The sequence below is a fragment of the Geomonas edaphica genome (assembly GCF_004917075.1).
Taxonomy (GTDB): domain Bacteria; phylum Desulfobacterota; class Desulfuromonadia; order Geobacterales; family Geobacteraceae; genus Geomonas; species Geomonas edaphica.
The window spans coordinates 56,977-72,954 of record NZ_SSYB01000001.1; the positions used below are offsets into that span (position 1 = coordinate 56,977).

13 protein-coding genes are annotated in these 15,978 nt (G+C 59.0%); 11 read left to right on the top strand and 2 right to left on the bottom strand.

Annotated elements, in window-relative coordinates; genetic code table 11:
- The first annotated feature begins 15 nt into the window (after positions 1–15).
- The 7 genes from E8K79_RS00245 to E8K79_RS00275 all read left to right on the top strand — a co-directional run bounded on the left by E8K79_RS00245 (position 16) and on the right by E8K79_RS00275 (position 9,266).
- On the top strand, positions 16–927 hold the full coding sequence (locus E8K79_RS00245; RefSeq protein WP_136512946.1) for a radical SAM protein: 912 nt from the start codon (positions 16–18) through the stop codon (positions 925–927).
- A gap of 153 nt (positions 928–1,080) precedes the next feature.
- Positions 1,081–4,329, top strand: coding sequence for a carbamoyl-phosphate synthase large subunit (gene carB, locus E8K79_RS00250; protein WP_136512947.1), 3,249 nt, complete (start codon positions 1,081–1,083; stop codon positions 4,327–4,329).
- 101 nt (positions 4,330–4,430) lie between these two features.
- Entirely contained in the window at positions 4,431–4,907 is a 477-nt protein-coding gene (gene greA, locus E8K79_RS00255; protein ID WP_136512948.1) for a transcription elongation factor GreA, read from the top strand.
- 115 nt (positions 4,908–5,022) lie between these two features.
- Complete coding sequence (locus E8K79_RS00260) at positions 5,023–5,220, top strand: DUF1858 domain-containing protein (protein ID WP_136512949.1); 198 nt, start codon at positions 5,023–5,025, stop codon at positions 5,218–5,220.
- Positions 5,221–5,271: 51 nt separating this feature from the next.
- A complete protein-coding gene (gene recG, locus E8K79_RS00265; protein ID WP_136512950.1) occupies positions 5,272–7,611 on the top strand; it encodes an ATP-dependent DNA helicase RecG in 2,340 nt (779 codons plus the stop codon).
- Positions 7,612–7,700: 89 nt separating this feature from the next.
- Positions 7,701–8,468, top strand: coding sequence for an ABC transporter ATP-binding protein (locus E8K79_RS00270; protein WP_136512951.1), 768 nt, complete (start codon positions 7,701–7,703; stop codon positions 8,466–8,468).
- A complete protein-coding gene (locus E8K79_RS00275) occupies positions 8,469–9,266 on the top strand; it encodes an ABC transporter permease (protein WP_136512952.1) in 798 nt (265 codons plus the stop codon).
- Between the two features lie 468 nt (positions 9,267–9,734).
- On the opposite strand, the gene E8K79_RS00280 is transcribed toward E8K79_RS00275, so the two are convergent.
- A complete protein-coding gene (locus tag E8K79_RS00280; RefSeq protein ID WP_136512953.1) occupies positions 9,735–10,790 on the bottom strand; it encodes a threonine aldolase family protein in 1,056 nt (351 codons plus the stop codon).
- 107 nt (positions 10,791–10,897) lie between these two features.
- On the bottom strand, positions 10,898–11,764 hold the full coding sequence (locus E8K79_RS00285; RefSeq protein ID WP_246043641.1) for a DMT family transporter: 867 nt from the start codon (positions 11,762–11,764) through the stop codon (positions 10,898–10,900).
- A 226-nt stretch (positions 11,765–11,990) separates the two neighbouring features.
- Here E8K79_RS00285 and E8K79_RS00290 point away from each other — a divergent pair, with 226 nt between their 5' ends.
- The 4 genes from E8K79_RS00290 (at position 11,991) to E8K79_RS00305 (ending at position 15,852) form a co-directional block, all read left to right on the top strand.
- Positions 11,991–12,737 carry a basic amino acid ABC transporter substrate-binding protein gene (locus E8K79_RS00290; RefSeq protein ID WP_136512955.1) on the top strand — a complete coding sequence of 249 codons (747 nt, stop codon included), beginning with the start codon at positions 11,991–11,993 and terminating at the stop codon, positions 12,735–12,737.
- Positions 12,738–12,881: 144 nt separating this feature from the next.
- A complete protein-coding gene (locus E8K79_RS00295; RefSeq protein ID WP_136512956.1) occupies positions 12,882–13,667 on the top strand; it encodes an amino acid ABC transporter permease in 786 nt (261 codons plus the stop codon).
- On the top strand, positions 13,654–14,400 hold the full coding sequence (locus E8K79_RS00300) for an amino acid ABC transporter ATP-binding protein (protein ID WP_162604569.1): 747 nt from the start codon (positions 13,654–13,656) through the stop codon (positions 14,398–14,400). Before E8K79_RS00295 ends, E8K79_RS00300 begins: the two co-directional genes overlap by 14 nt.
- Before the next feature lie 153 nt (positions 14,401–14,553).
- Entirely contained in the window at positions 14,554–15,852 is a 1,299-nt protein-coding gene (locus E8K79_RS00305; RefSeq protein WP_136512957.1) for an alginate export family protein, read from the top strand.
- Positions 15,853–15,978: the final 126 nt, after the last annotated feature.

Below are 15,978 nucleotides of genomic sequence, written 5' to 3' on the forward strand. Positions count from 1 at the left end.
CGCGTCCTCAGGTTCATGAAATATCTGGAACTATATGAAAGCGGCGAGCTGACCCGGCGCATAAAGGCCGCCTACGCCCGCCTCGCAGCATGCGACATCTGCCCCCACGCCTGCGGCGTGAACCGCCTGGTGGGAGAGACGGGGCTTTGCGAAAGCGGCAAGGAAGTGCGCATCGCCTCCGCCAACGTGCACCGGGGGGAGGAACCGCCGATCTCCGGAACCCGGGGCTCCGGCACCATCTTCCTGTCGGGCTGCACCCTGAACTGCAAGTTCTGCCAGAACTTCCCGATCAGCCAGCTTAGAAACGGAACCGATCTGACGGTGGGGCAGTTGGCCGACAAGATGGTCGGGCTGCAGAAAAAGGGTGTGCACAACATAAACTTCGTCACGCCGACCCACTTCACGCCGCAGATCCTGGCTGCCCTCTACCTAGCCATCCGCAAGGGGTTCAGGATTCCCATCGTGTGGAATACGAGCGGTTACGAGAGCCTCGAGACCCTCGAACTTCTGGACGGCGTGGTGGATATCTACCTGCCGGACATGAAGTACTGCTCGAATGAAGTGGCGGTAAGGCTCTCCGGCGCCAAGGGGTACACCGAGGTGAACCGGCGGGCGCTTCCGGAGATGTTGAGGCAGGTTGGGCATCTTCAGTGTGACGATGATGGTATCGCGGTGCGCGGCCTGATCGTGCGTCACCTGGTGCTGCCTAAGGGGCAGGCGGGGAGTTCGGAAACGCTCGCGTGGATCGCGGAGAACTTAGGGGCGGAGACCCACATTGCCTTGATGAGTCAGTACTTCCCGGCGCACGCCGCCGCGCAGACGCCGGGGATTGAGAGAAGGATCACTAGCGAAGAGTACGCCGAGGCGGTCGACGCCCTGGAAGAGCTGGAGCTGGAAAACGGATGGGTACAGGAAGAACCGGAGTGAGAAGCCGTTCAACGTTCTACGTTCAACGTTGAAGCAAAGTCGTTCGATTTCCTGGCAATGGAACCGTACGGCTTCCTTAGCAAGGAAAACAATTTTAACGCAGAACGTTGAACGCTGAACGTTGAACGTTTTTAGATTAAGAGGGAGATTTAAATGCCTAAACGCACAGACATCAAGAAGATCCTCATCATCGGCGCGGGCCCGATCGTCATCGGCCAGGCGTGCGAGTTCGACTATTCCGGCACCCAGGCCTGCAAGGCGCTCAAGGAGGAAGGGTACCAGGTAGTACTCCTCAACTCGAACCCGGCGACCATCATGACCGACCCGGACTTCGCCGACGCCACCTACATCGAACCGGTCACCCCGGAGGTCCTCGCGAGGATCATCGAGAAGGAACGCCCGGACGCGGTGCTGCCGACCCTCGGCGGGCAGACGGCCCTCAATACGGCGGTTGCTGTGGCCGAGAACGGCACCCTCGACAAGTTCGGGGTGGAGCTGATCGGCGCGAAACTCCCGGCCATCAAGAAGGCCGAGGACCGCACCCTGTTCAAGGAAGCGATGGTGAAGATCGGTCTCGATATCCCGAGGTCGGGGCTCGCGCACAACTACCAGGAGGCCATGGACGTGATCAAATACGTCGGCTTCCCGACCATCATCCGCCCCTCCTTCACCCTGGGCGGCACCGGCGGTGGCATCGCCTACAACATGGAAGAGTACGAGCGTATGTCCATGGCCGGCATCGAGGCTTCCCCGACCGACGAGATCCTGGTCGAGGAGTCCCTGATCGGCTGGAAGGAGTACGAGCTCGAGGTGATGCGCGACACCGCTGACAACGTCGTCATCATCTGCTCCATCGAGAACTTCGACGCCATGGGCGTGCACACCGGCGATTCCATCACCGTGGCACCGGCACAGACGCTCACCGACAAGGAATACCAGATCCTGCGCGACGCCTCGCTCAAGATCATCCGCGAGATCGGCGTCGATACCGGCGGGTCCAACATCCAGTTCGGCATCAATCCGAAAAACGGCCGCCTCATCGTCATCGAAATGAACCCGCGTGTCTCCCGCTCCTCGGCGCTCGCCTCCAAGGCGACCGGCTTCCCGATCGCGAAGATCGCTGCGAAACTCGCGGTCGGCTACACCCTGGACGAGATCACCAATGACATCACCAAGGAGACGCCGGCCTGCTTCGAGCCGACCATCGACTACGTGGTGACCAAGATCCCGCGCTTCACCTTCGAGAAGTTCCCGGCTGCGGACGCGACCCTCACCACGCAGATGAAATCGGTGGGCGAGGTCATGTCCATCGGGCGTACCTTCAAGGAAAGCTTCCAGAAGGCGCTTCGCTCCCTGGAGATCGGCTCCTGCGGTTTCGAGTCCCGCTTCTTCGGCGTAGGGGGCGACACCCGCCGGGCGCTTTCCGAAAAGGAACGCACGCTCCTTAACGACAAGCTGCGCACCCCCAACTGCGATCGCCTCTGGTATGTCGGCGACGCCTTCCGCTGCGGCATGACTGTGGAAGAGATCTACGCCCTTACCGCCATCGATCCCTGGTTCCTGCACAACATCCGCCAGATCATAGAGATGGAGGAGTGCCTTAAGCAGGCCGACATCAAGGACAAGTCAGGCGAAGTGCTGCGCGACACCCTCTGGGACGCCAAGCGCTACGGCTTCTCGGACAAGTACTTGGCCCAGCTCTGGAAGATAACGGAAGTGGAGGTGCGCGAGCTCCGTCTTTCCCTCGGCGTGAAGCCCGTCTTCAAGCGGGTCGACACCTGCGCTGCCGAATTCGTCGCCCACACCCCGTATCTCTACTCGACCTACGAGGAGGAGTGCGAGGCGGAGGTGACGAACCGCAAGAAGATCATCATCCTGGGCGGCGGACCGAACCGCATCGGTCAGGGGATCGAGTTCGACTACTGCTGCGTGCACGGCGTCTTCGCCCTCGCCGAGGACGGCTACGAGACCATTATGGTCAACTGCAACCCCGAGACCGTCTCCACCGACTACGACACCTCGGACCGTCTCTACTTCGAACCGCTCACCTACGAGGACGTGCTCAACATCGTCGACGTCGAGAAGCCGACCGGCGTCATCGTGCAGTTCGGCGGGCAGACCCCGCTGAAACTCGCTGTCGCGCTCGAGAAGGCTGGCGTGCCCATCATCGGCACCTCGCCGGACGCCATCGACCGCGCCGAGGACCGTGAGCGCTTCCAGGAGATGCTGCAGAAGCTGAACCTGCGCCAGCCCGAAAACGGCACCGCGCGCTCCTTCGAGGAGGCCGAGGCCGTCGCCGAGCGTATCGGCTACCCGGTCGTGGTGCGGCCCTCCTACGTTCTTGGCGGCCGCGCCATGGAGATCGTCTATGACGTGGACAACCTGCGCCGCTACATGCACACCGCGGTACAGGCCTCGCCAGAGCACCCGATCCTCATCGACAAGTTCCTCGACGAGGCGATAGAGATCGACGTCGACGCGCTTTGCGACGGCAACATCGCCGTCATCGGCGGCATCATGGAGCACATCGAGGAGGCCGGTATCCATTCCGGCGATTCCGCATGCTCGCTCCCCCCTTACTCCATCTCGCAGGAGATCGCCGACGAGATCAGGCGCCAGACCAAGGTGATGGCGCTCGAACTCAACGTCAAGGGGCTCATGAACGTCCAGTACGCCGTGAAGGACAACGATATCTACATCATCGAGGTCAACCCGCGCGCTTCCCGCACCTCGCCCTTCGTTTCCAAGGCGACCGGTAGGCCGCTCGCGAAGATCGCCGCCCGCGTCATGGCCGGCAAGACCCTCACCGAGCTCGGCGTCACCGAAGAGATCATCCCCGAGCACATATCGGTGAAAGAGTCGGTCTTCCCCTTCGCCAAGTTCCCCGGGGTCGACACCATCCTCGGACCCGAGATGAAATCGACCGGCGAGGTTATGGGGATCGGCGAGACCTTCGCCAAGGCCTATGCGAAGGCGCAGATGGGGGCCAACGTGAAGCTTCCTACGGCCGGTAAAGTGTTCATATCAGTGAAGGACGCTGACAAAAAACATATTGTCAGCGCAGCCAAAAGACTGTATGATCAGGGCTTCGAATTGGTCGCCACCCGCGGCACCGCGACCTACCTGCAGGACAGGGGAGTCAAGGTGCAGGTGGTGAACAAGGTGCTTGAAGGGCGTCCCCACATAGTGGACATGATCAAGAACAACGAGATCTGCATGGTCATCAACACCACGCACGGTGCCCAGGCAGTCGCCGATTCCTATTCGATCCGCAGGAACACCCTGATCCACAACGTAGCCTACTACACGACAGCCTCCGGGGCGCGGGCCGCGGCGGACGGCATCATAGCTATGTCGCAGTCCAAGCTGGAAGTGAAATCGATTCAGGATTATTTGAAGTAACTGACCGGGGAGCGTCGAGTTGACGCTCCCTTTGCAAATCCAGCTAGCAGTGCAACGGGGGGCCGCCAGGCCCCCCTATAAGTTCACAAGGAGCAGAAGCGATGTCTCAGACCGTTCCATTGACCAAGGAGAGTTACGAGGTCCTCCAGGAGGACCTGAAACGCCTTATTAAGGAAGAACGCCCGAAGGTGATCCAGGATATCGCCGAGGCGAGGGCGCACGGCGACCTTTCCGAGAATGCCGAGTACGATGCGGCCAAGAACCGTCAGGGTTTCATCGAGGGGCGCATCCTGGAACTGCAGGACAAACTGGCGAGGGCATACGTCGTTGACCTCTCCAACCTGAAGCCGGACAAGGTCGTCTTCGGTGCCACGATCACCATGTATGACACCGCCACCGAGGAGGAAGTCACCTACAAGATCGTCGGCGAGGACGAGGCCGACATCAAGCTGGGCAAGATCTCCTGTACCTCCCCGGTAGGAAAGGCGCTCATCGGGCACAAGCTGGACGATACCGTCCGCGTCAGTGTCCCCTCCGGCATGAAGGAATACGAGATCATCGAGATCCGCTACGAATAGACCGGCCGTTTCGCGATGTGCAGCGTGGCGTCGCGCGGCAGACGGCTTGACAAAAAGGGCGGGACTCCCGTCGGCAACGCAAACCAAACGCTTCGCGCGTAACAGGAGGATTTACATGGCTCAGGTAACCAAGGATATGACTTTTGCCGCAGTGATGAGGATGCACCCGGACGTCGTCAAGGTGCTTGCCAAATACAACCTCGGCTGCATCGGCTGCATGGGCGCTCAGAACGAGTCCCTGGAGCAGGGGTGCGCTGCCCACGGCATCAGCGTGGACGAGATCGTCAACGACCTCAACCAGCTTTTCGATTAGCAACAACGGCGCCCGGCGGAAGCAACCGCCGGGCGCTTTCCTTTTCCTCCCATGCCCATCATAACACTCGCGCCAGACGGGTCCCTTAAACTTCCGGAAGAACTCAGGAACTCTCTTGAGTTGCGCCCGGGCGACCGGGTCAGCGTCGAGATCGTCGACGGCGCCCTGCGCGTCACCAGGCAGACTCAAGCAAAGGACGCCGCAAAGCCCAAGGCAAGCGCCTCCGCAGCTCCGCCTCCCACGCCGTTGAAAGCCACTCCCGCAGCCGTGTCAGTACCTGAAGAGTTGAAGACCCCCATGACCGCCATCAAGGGGGTGGGGCCGAAGCTCGCCGATCTTTTTGCCAAGAAAGGGATCGTCACGGTCGAGGACGCCCTCTACCTGCTGCCACATCGTTACGAGGACCGGCGCCAGTTGAAGCGTATCGCGGAACTGCGCCCGGGGAACAGCGAGGCCTTTTTTGCCACCGTGGTATCCGCCGAGGCGCAGGTCACCAAGGGGGGGAGGCGCTACTTCGAGGCGATCGTCCGTGATGAGAGCGGCAGCATGCCGCTCAAGTGGTTCAACTTCCAGCCAAACTTCCTGAAAAAACAGTTCACGCCGGGGCGGCGCGGCATCTTCATAGGAGACGTGCACCAGTTCGGTTTCCAGCGCGAGATGCACCATCCCGAGGTGGAATGGGCCGGGGAGGGGGAGGGGATCGAGCAGGTCATGGCGCGCGACCCTGAGAATTTCGGCCGCATTCTGCCTGTCTACCCGCTCACCGAGGGGGTGAGCCAGAAGGTGATGCGCCGCATCATGCGCGAGGCGGTGCCCCGCTACAGCCGCTACGTAAAGGAAGCGCTCCCCGAGTCTATGCTGCACCGCCACCACCTTTTGAGTCTTCCGGTGGCGCTTCGGGAGGCGCACCAGCCCGATCCTTCCGCCCCCATCGACGAGATGAACAGCGGCCGCTCCAAGGCGCATCGGTCGCTCGCCTTCGACGAGCTGTTCTTCCTGCAACTCGGGCTCGCCATGAAAAAGCGGGGCATCGCGCTCGAGGACGGCATCAGCTTCCAGGTGACGCACCGTTACACCAAGGAGCTTTTGAAGCTCCTTCCCTTCAGCCTTACCGGCGCGCAGAAGCGTGTCCTCTCCGAGATCAAGGAGGACATGATGGCGCCGCACCCGATGCACCGCCTGGTGCAGGGGGATGTCGGCTGCGGCAAAACGATCGTGGCCCTCATGGCGGCGCTCGTCAGCGTCGAGAACGAGTACCAGGTGGCCATCATGGCCCCGACCGAGCTTCTGGCCGAGCAGCACTACCTGAACATCCACCGCTTCTGCGAACAGCTCGGCATCTCCGTTGCGCTTCTGACCGCCAGCATCAAGGGGAAGGGGGACACCCTCGGAAAAATCGCCTCCGGGGAGACCCGGATCGTGGTCGGCACGCACGCCATGATCCAGGACAAGGTGGAGTTTCACCGGCTGGGGCTGGGCATCATCGACGAGCAGCACCGCTTCGGCGTGGTGCAGCGGGCCTTGTTGAAGAAAAAGGGGGGGAACCCCGACATCCTCGTCATGACCGCGACCCCCATCCCGCGCACCCTTTCCATGACCGTGTTCGGCGATCTCTCACTCTCCGTCATCGACGAGCTTCCCCCTGGACGCACCCCGATAGAGACCCGGATGGTGCGCGAATCGCGCCGGCGCGAGGTCTACGCCCTGGTGCGCGAGGAGGTGCAGAAGGGACGGCAGGCCTACGTCATCTATCCCCTCGTCGAGGAGTCGGAAAAGATCGACCTGAAGGCCGCGGTGCAGATGGCCGATCACCTGGCGCAGGAGGTTTTCCCTGACCTGCGCGTCGCCGTTCTGCACGGCCGGATGAGTGCCTCTGAGAAAGAGGCGGTGATGAAGGGATTCAAGGCGGGTGAAACCGACATCCTCGTCTCCACCACGGTAATCGAGGTGGGGATCGACGTCCCCAACGCGACCGTGATGGTGATCGAGCACGCCGAACGTTTCGGACTGTCGCAGCTGCACCAGTTGCGCGGCAGGGTAGGGCGCGGCAGCGAGCGCTCGCGCTGCATACTGCTCGCCGGGGACAGGCTCTCCGAGGATGGGCAGAAAAGGCTCGAGGTGATGGTGAAGAGTTCTGACGGCTTCGTCATCGCCGAGGCGGACCTGCAGATCCGCGGGCCGGGAGATTTCCTCGGGACGCGGCAGGCGGGGCTTCCCGAGTTACGCGTGGCGGACATCCTGCGCGACGGCGGTGTTCTCGAACAGGCGAGGAAGGAAGCCTTCGCACTGGTGGAGCATGATCCGGAGCTCGGCATGCCGGGGCACGAAAGGCTGCGTGGAGAGTTGATGCTGCGCTGGGGCGGCAGGCTGGAACTTGCTTCCATCGGGTAACCTGCCCGAGAGGTTACCTTGACGACGACGTTTGAAAAGCACGGTGCGCCGCTCTCCGTGCTTTTTTCTGTAAAAGAAGGAGAAACCCCGTGGTGAATCCCCCCGTCTGTTCGGTTCAACTGACAAACGTGTCGTATTTCGGGCGCCGGCCCGATGGTGGACGCGTGCGGCTGCTCGATTCCGTTTCCTTTTCCGCCAAGGCCGGAGAAATCACCGCCATCATAGGCCCTTCCGGCGGCGGCAAGAGTACCCTTATCCGCCTGATCAACCGTCTGACCGAGCCGGGCGAAGGGCGCATCGAGCTTGACGGAAGGGATATAGCGGCGTTTGATCCCCTTGAACTGCGGCGTCTGGTGGCTCTTGTGCCGCAAAAGCCTTTCATGTTCGACGGGACGGTCCTGGACAACATGCAGATGCCCTTCAGGTATCGTCAGATGGCACCGCCGGGGGCGGACAGCGTTGATGTCCTGGACGTGCTGTCGCTCGCGAAACTGGACCCGGAACTGCTGGAACGTGACGCCAGATCCTTAAGTCTTGGTCAGCAACAAAGGGTAGGTGTTGCGCGTGCTTTGATCACCAAACCTCAAGTTATTCTTTTGGACGAACCTACCAGTGCGCTTGACCGCCGGACGTCGGATGAACTGGCTTCGACCTTGCGTGAAATCAGCCACGGGAAGAACATCACCATGATCATGGTGACGCATGATCTGCGCCTTACGCAAAAGGTGGCCGATTACTGCTTCTATCTTGAGGCGGGACGCATCCTGGAAGAGGGGAGGGGCGCGGAACTCCTGGCTCATCCGAAGACGGCGGCTTTGAAAGCCTTTTTTGCGGAACCGCTTGATCAGGAGGGGTAAGTGGATAATCAGGGATTGGTGAATTTGAGTCTGCTGGACCTGCTCGTGGCCTATGGTTTGGTGCTCCTCGCGGTGGTGCTCGCCCGGTTGAAGAGGATCGGGCAGGAAGGGCAGATGCTGTGGGCTTCGCTGCGCATGGTGTTCCAGCTTCTTGCCGTGGGCTACCTGCTGCACTTCATCTTCGCGGTGAAGAGTCCCCTGCCGGTGCTCGCCATACTGCTTCTTATGGGCGTCTTCTCCCTGCAGGTGATCGGCGGACGCATCAAGACAAAGGTGCCGCGCTTTTACCGCGTGGTCGGCGTCTCGCTCCTCATCGGCTGCGGCAGTGTCACCTTCCTTTTTTGTACCCTCGTGGTGCATTACTCTCCCTGGTACGATCCGCGCTACCTTATTCCGCTTGCCGGGATGATCATCGGCAACTCTATGAATGGCGCGAGCCTCGCGGCGGAGCGGCTTGGAGCCGAGATGCGGGAGCGACGCGAGGAGATCGAGACCGCCCTGTGTCTAGGGGCGAGCGCACGCCAGGCGTCGAAGCCTGCGCTTCGAAACGCCTTCAAGGCGGCTATCATGCCGACGGTCAACACCATGGCGGCCATGGGTATCGTCTCCCTGCCGGGAATGATGACCGGACAGATCCTCTCCGGGACGGAACCGATGGTGGCGGTGCGTTACCAGGTGACGATCATGTGCGCCATCACCGGGGCCGTAGCCATTACCGCCTATCTCATCGTCCTCCAGGGCTACCGGCGCTACTTCACAAAGGCGCACCAGTTGGATTTTGACCAAGGCCGCGGTTGAACTGGTAGGCTAGGGTTTTGGGTTCACTGCTAAGTTGCCGATACCACTAGTTTCTGTGTGGAAAATGATTGTTTTTGGTGGAAAAACAATTGTTTCTTGCCAAAAAGTGAAAGTTTCGAACCAAAAACCGTTAGTTTTTTACCCAAAACAGAAGCTTTCTGATCAAAAACTTTCATTTTTCACCTGAAAACCGTTAGTTTTAGGCTCGAAAATTACACTTTTAACCTAAAAAGTGATTGTTTTAGGTCCAAAAAAAATGTTTTCGCCAAAAAAAATAATTTTTAGCCGACAAGACATTCGTTTGTAGATCTGGTTTCACCAAAACAAGGGGATCCGGATGAGGTTTAGCTGTTCCGGTGTGTTAAGAGACGCTGGAGCGTAAAGGTTTGCGTGCGGACGCTGGAGATGGGAACAGTTAGGAGTGGAAAAGAAGGGGGGACGCCGAAATCACGGCGTCCCCTTTGTGTATCAGGCGACCGAGGCCTTGATGTCGGCGACGAGCCGGGCGACTTCTTCGACCTTGGTGTCCCACGAGCACATGAACCGTGCGCCACCGGAGCCGATGAAGGTGTAGAAGTGCCACCCCTTGGCGCGCAGCGCTTCCAGTGCTTCGGGTGCCATTTCGAGGAAGACCGAGTTGGCCTGGCTTTCGAACATGATGCGCACCTGGGGGATCTTCTTGATCTCGTTGGCGAGGAGTCTCGCGCAGCTGTTGGCATGGGCCGCGTTCCTGAGCCACGCTCCGCTGTCGAGCATGCCGATCCAGGGGGCGGTAAGGAAGCGCATCTTCGAGGCGAGCTGCCCCGCCTGCTTGCAGCGGTAATCGAATTCGTTGGCGAGTTCCTTGTTGAAGAAGACCACCGCCTCACCGACGGCGAAGCCGTTCTTGGTCCCCCCGAAGGTAAGGACGTCGACGCCTGCCTGCCAGCTGATCTCCTTGGGGGCGACGTTCATGGATGCCACCGCGTTAGCGAAACGGGCGCCGTCCATGTGCACTCTCAGGTTGTACTTTCTGGCTAACTCCGCGATCCCCTGCAGCTCATCAAGAGAGTAGAGCGTCCCGAGTTCGGTCGCCTGGGTGATGCTCAGGGCACGGGCCTTCGGGTAGTGAATGTCGCTGCGCTTCGTGATGGTATGCTCCACGGCATCAAGGTCTATCTTGCCGTTCTCGCCGGGAACCAGCAGCACCTTGGTGCCGTTCGAGAAGAACTCGGTGGCGCCGCACTCGTCGGTTTCTATGTGCGCCATCTCGTGGCAGACGATGGAGTGGTATGACTGGCACAGCGAGGCGAGGGCAAGAGAGTTGGCCGCGGTGCCGTTGAAAACGAAAAAGACCTCGCAGTCCTTCTCAAAGACTTCACGGATCTTCTCGCAGGCCTGTGCGGTCCAGCGGTCGTCCCCGTAGGAGCTGGCGAGTCCGCTGTTCGCCTCGGCCATCGCCTGCCACGCTTCGCTGCAGATCCCTGCGTAGTTATCGCTGGCAAAATGATGCTTGAGCTCGCTGTGGTCTCCCGAGTTGATCATAGTTTCCCCTTCTTCCGCGGCATAAGCCGCACGTGCGTGTGATTGAGTCTGGCCAGACTGAAAGAATTATTACAACCACGAAACTCTGTCAACAGGCAAGTGCCGGTTCAACCTTCCGCTGCCACCGTAACGGCGTCATCGCTCTGGGCCCCCTCAGGGAGCAGTTCCGAAGCGATCATCCCTGCAAGGATGAGGATCGCTCCGATCAGGCCGAAGACCCCGAGCCTTTCTCCTGCGGCGTAATACGCATATGCTGCGGCGAAGACCGGTTCGGTGCAGAAGATGAGCGCGGTGTGAGCAGGGCTGATGAACTTCTGCATGGTGGTCTGCACCAAAAAGGCGAAGATGGTCGCGATCAGCACGCAGACTACCAAGGTCCAGAGGAGTTCCGGGTGCCAGATGAAGACCTCCTTGCCGCGAAAGGACGCGGAGGCCAGACTCAGCAGACCGACCACGGTGAGCTGCAAGGTGGTGAGGAGGTAGACGTCGTTACCGGCATGCCGGGCGAAGTGGCTTGTGTAAAGCAGGTGCAGCGCGACGCAGGCGCCGCAGATGGCACCGAGGACGTCGCCCCGGTTGAAGCTCAGGCTGCCGTCGGTGCAGAGAAGGAAAAGACCGGGGGTGGCGAGACCGACACCCCATCTGATGCCGCTGCCGATGGAATGTCTGAAGATCGCTGCGCCGAAAAGCGGCACGAGCAACACGCTTAGCCCGGTAAGAAAGCCGGTATTCGATGCACTGGTGTACTTCAGGGCTACAGTCTGGAAGGCGTAAGAAGCAAACAGCAGGACTCCGAGGATGGCACCATGGCTAAGGGTTCTGGAGTTGATCTTGTTGACCCGAACCAAGGCTAGAGGAAGCATGATCGCCGTCGCAAAAAGGAAACGCTGAGCCAGAAAAACGAATACGTCTACCTGGCTGATCGCGTCCTTCACCACGGTAAAGGTGACGCCCCAAAAGAACGTCGTTATCAAAAGGAGTATACCAGCACGAATTTTTTTGACAGATCCCAAAGTAATTTTGACCCCATAAAACCTTGAATTCACTAAATTGTGGTATGACAAGTTAACATGGGCTTAAAACCAGCGCAATCCCTAATTAATAAGTGGTTGACAAGAGTGTGGAATACCTTTAAAAGTATGCGGCGATAAAGCTGAATGGTGTACTCCGCCTAATATTAAACCCGATTAAGGAGGAAACATGAAATCACTTCGTATTCTGACTGCAGTACTGGCTCTGGGGCTCTGCGTTGCGTCCGCAGCATTCGCCGTTCCCAAGAAGGCGATCACCGTTGCGTCCGACGCGACCTGGCCGCCGATGGAGTTCGTGGATGCCAACAAGAAGGTCGTTGGTTTCGACATCGACTTCATCAACGCCGTCGCCAAAGAGGCCGGTCTTCAGGTTACCGTAAAGAACACCGCTTGGGACGGCATCTTCGCCGGGGTTGAAGCCGGCCAGTATGACGCCATCATCTCTTCGGTCACCATCACCCCCGAGCGTCAGGCGAAGTACGATTTCACCGTTCCTTACGTACAGATCGGTCAGATCCTCGTTGTTCCCAAGGCTGAGAAGGGGACCAAGATCGCTGACCTGAAGGGCAAGAAGCTCGGCGCCCAGATCGGCACCACCGGCGCGATGGAGGTCAAGAAGGTTGCCGGCGTCGAGCTGAAGACCTATGACGAAGTGGGTCTGGCTTTTGAGGACATGGCTGCCGGCCGCATCGCCGGTGTCGTCTGCGACGAGCCGACCGCCATCACCTACGCGCTGCAGAAGAAAGAGTACAGCAGCAAGTTCAAGATCGTCGGCAAGTCCTTCACCAAGGAAGCCTACGGCATCGTCGTGAAGAAGGGCAACAAGGAACTGGTCGCGCAGTTGAACAAAGGCATCGCAGCCGTCCAGAAGAAGAAGATCGACGCACAGCTCAAGAAGAAGTGGCAGCTTAAATAACACCTGAAAAAGCTCCTGCGGAATGAATGGCCTCATGTTGGCCGCTTCTGCAGGAGCTTTCTTCGATTTACGGGCAGAGCAGGATCCGAGCAGCAAATACACAAGCCGACAAGTTATGCCGGCGCAGGACGGTCAGAAGAAAGCATGAGCATTGAAGCAAAGAAGCAGATCATTGATGTAGGGGACGGCGCGGCCATCCCCCGTAAGAGCGACCGCGGTCTGTTCACCGCGTGGCGTATCGCGTTTTTTGGCGCCATCGGCACCATCTCTTACCTGGCATACTCCAAGCCCGACCCGTACCTCGAGATTCTCAAGTTCGTACCCGACGGCATCGCAGTTACCTTCAAGGTGACCCTCGGGGCGATCCTTCTGGCCATCGTCATCGGCCTCATCACCGGTTTGGGCCGCATCTCCAAGAACCGCTTCTTCAACGGCGTCGCCTCTCTCTACGTCGAAATCATCCGCGGTATCCCGCTGCTGGTGCAGATCTTCTATATCTACTATGCGCTCGGCAATATCGTGAAGGTCCCCGCCATCCTTTCCGCAATCATCGCCATGGCCGTTTGCTATGGCGCATACATGGGCGAGGTGGTCCGTGCGGGGATCGAGTCGATTGCCAAGGGACAGCGCGAGGCGGCTCTCTCCCTCGGGATGAACGGCCGTCAGGCCATGATTCACGTCATTTTGCCGCAGGCGGTCAAGGTCATCCTGCCGCCGGTAGGCAACGAGTTCATCGCGCTCTTGAAAGACTCTTCGCTCGTCTCCATCATCGCCGTCGCCGACCTTTTGCGTCGGGGCCGCGAGTATGCCTCCGAATCCTTCACCTATTTCGAGACCTACACGGTCATCGCGCTGATTTACCTGATCATCACCTTGTTCTTCTCGAAGATCATCGGCGTTATGGAGGAGCGTGTCAGTGTCAACAAATAACCGCAGGAAAATGGTAGAGGCAAAGGAGATCATCAAGGTCTACGGTTCCTTCCGTGCCCTTGACCGGGTCTCCCTGGATGTGTACGACGGCGAAAAGGTGGTCATCATCGGTCCCTCCGGCTCCGGGAAGTCCACGCTGCTTCGTTCCATCAACCGTCTTGAGGAAATCGACCGCGGCACCATCGTTGTCGACGGCATGGACCTCTATGACCCGAAAACGGACATCACCAAGGTGCGTGAAGAGGTGGGGATGGTGTTCCAATCCTTCAACCTGTTCCCGCACAAGACCGTGCTCGACAACCTGACCCTCGCCCAGATCGTGGTGCGCAAGCGCTCCAGACATGAGGCGGAGGAGAAGGCGATGGCGCTTCTCGAGCGCGTTGGCCTTGCTTCCAAGGCGAAGTCCTATCCGGGCAAGCTCTCCGGCGGTCAGCAGCAGCGTGTTGCCATCGCGCGTTCGCTCGCCATGGAGCCGAAACTGATGCTCTTCGACGAGCCGACCTCTGCGCTCGACCCGGAGATGATCGGTGAAGTTCTCGACGTCATGAAGGACCTCGCTAAAGAAGGCATGACCATGGCCGTCGTAACGCACGAGATGGGTTTCGCGCGCGAAGTGGCGGACCGCGTCATTTTCATGGACGCTGGTCGCATCGTGGAGGAGGGGACGCCAGAGCACTTCTTCACGCAGCCAACGCACGAGCGCGCCAAGTTGTTCCTGAGCCAGATTTTGTAATTTAACTGGCCCCTGCGTCAGTAGGGGCCAGTTTTTGTATCCGGTGTAATTTACTTCAGCAACAGGAAAGGGGTGATAGGTCTTTTTCTGACTTACCGTAGTACCGTTTCACAAGCTGGAATTGCAATTCACTAAAACAACGAGGAGGCAGTAATGAAGAACAAGAAGCTTGTAGTTGCAGTAGCAGCAGCTCTCACCGCAGCATCCGCAGTCCCCGCACTCGCTTTGGAAAACCAGTTTACCGGCTCGTTCACCGCTTTCTTCGACACCGGCAACTTCGCCGGCACCGGGGTCCTTATTGATGATTCCCCGACCTCCAACTACTTCGTGCAGCGTCTCCGTCTCGGCTACACCGCCAAGGCTGACGACCATGTCAAACTGGTCACCAAGTTCGAGTTCGACTACAACTTCTGGGGGAACAGCTCCTATGAAAACGCCCGTGGCGGCGGCGGCGCTCTCGGCGCGGACACCGTCAACATGGAAACCAAGCACATTTACCTCGACTTGAACTACCCGACCATCAACGCGAAGATCGGTATGCAGCCGGTATCCGACGCTTTCAAAGGTATCGTGTTCGATGCTGACATGGCCGGGATCGTACTCTCCCACGAGTACTCTAAAGCCACGGTAACTGCAGGTTACTCCCGCTTCCACGATTCCGCTGACGGCAAAGAGGTTAAGACCGACGTCAATGCCCTCGGCAGCAAGGCCTTCGATATGTACCTCCTCGATGGCAAGTACACTATCTCCAAGGATCTTACTGTTGGTGCCGCTTACTACTACATCAACGACAACCACACCCCGGGTAAATACACCGTCTACCCGGAAGCTAAAGTTCACACCCTCGGCCTCAACGCAGCCGGTGTAGTTGGCCCCCTCTCCCTCGACGGCTTCGCTGTGAAGCAGTTCGGCGACCTGACCACCGGCAGGGATGCAAAGGGTTACGCCTTCAACGTCGGCGCCAAGATGGCTCTTGCCGGCGGTACCGCACGCTCCGAGTTCCTGTACGTCTCCGGCGGCAAAAACGCCTTCTACGTACCGGCTTCCGACAATGGCTACACCGAAGGTGGCCAGTTCTACAACTCCGAGATGATCATGCTCGGCCGCGACAAGTGGGCAACCACCATCGACAACGCCATCATCTACGATGTGAACAACAACGAAGAAGGCGTCATCATGGGCACCATCGGTTACGACTACAACTTCACCGACAAGATCACCGCTGCCGCCAACGCAGGTTTCGCTGCCGTCGCGAAAGACCTCAACAACACAGACAGCAAGTACCTCGGTACCGAGCTCAATGCAGAAGCTTACTACAAGCTTACTGCTAACGTGACCCTCGGCGCACGTGGTGGTTACGTGATCCTTGGCGACCACGCCAAAGGTATTGCAATCGGCGGCGATTCCGACAACCTGTGGGACATGAAGCTCATCGCAAACTACAGCTTCTAATGCATGATCTCTCCCCGGTACATTGTGTGCCGGGGAGAGAATCTTCAGTGTCACTGTCTTGACAAAGGTACAGTGACTACTAGAATCTGTTGACGTACTGTAACTTGGCGACAATGTAATCAATCA

Coding starts and splice junctions, on each gene's coding strand:
- E8K79_RS00245 (WP_136512946.1), top strand. CDS start 16: ATGAAATATCTGGAACTATATGAAAGCGGCGAGCTGACCCGGCGCATA.
- carB (WP_136512947.1), top strand. CDS start 1,081: ATGCCTAAACGCACAGACATCAAGAAGATCCTCATCATCGGCGCGGGC.
- greA (WP_136512948.1), top strand. CDS start 4,431: ATGTCTCAGACCGTTCCATTGACCAAGGAGAGTTACGAGGTCCTCCAG.
- E8K79_RS00260 (WP_136512949.1), top strand. CDS start 5,023: ATGGCTCAGGTAACCAAGGATATGACTTTTGCCGCAGTGATGAGGATG.
- recG (WP_136512950.1), top strand. CDS start 5,272: ATGCCCATCATAACACTCGCGCCAGACGGGTCCCTTAAACTTCCGGAA.
- E8K79_RS00280 (WP_136512953.1), bottom strand. CDS start 10,790: ATGATCAACTCGGGAGACCACAGCGAGCTCAAGCATCATTTTGCCAGC.
- E8K79_RS00290 (WP_136512955.1), top strand. CDS start 11,991: ATGAAATCACTTCGTATTCTGACTGCAGTACTGGCTCTGGGGCTCTGC.
- E8K79_RS00295 (WP_136512956.1), top strand. CDS start 12,882: ATGAGCATTGAAGCAAAGAAGCAGATCATTGATGTAGGGGACGGCGCG.
- E8K79_RS00305 (WP_136512957.1), top strand. CDS start 14,554: ATGAAGAACAAGAAGCTTGTAGTTGCAGTAGCAGCAGCTCTCACCGCA.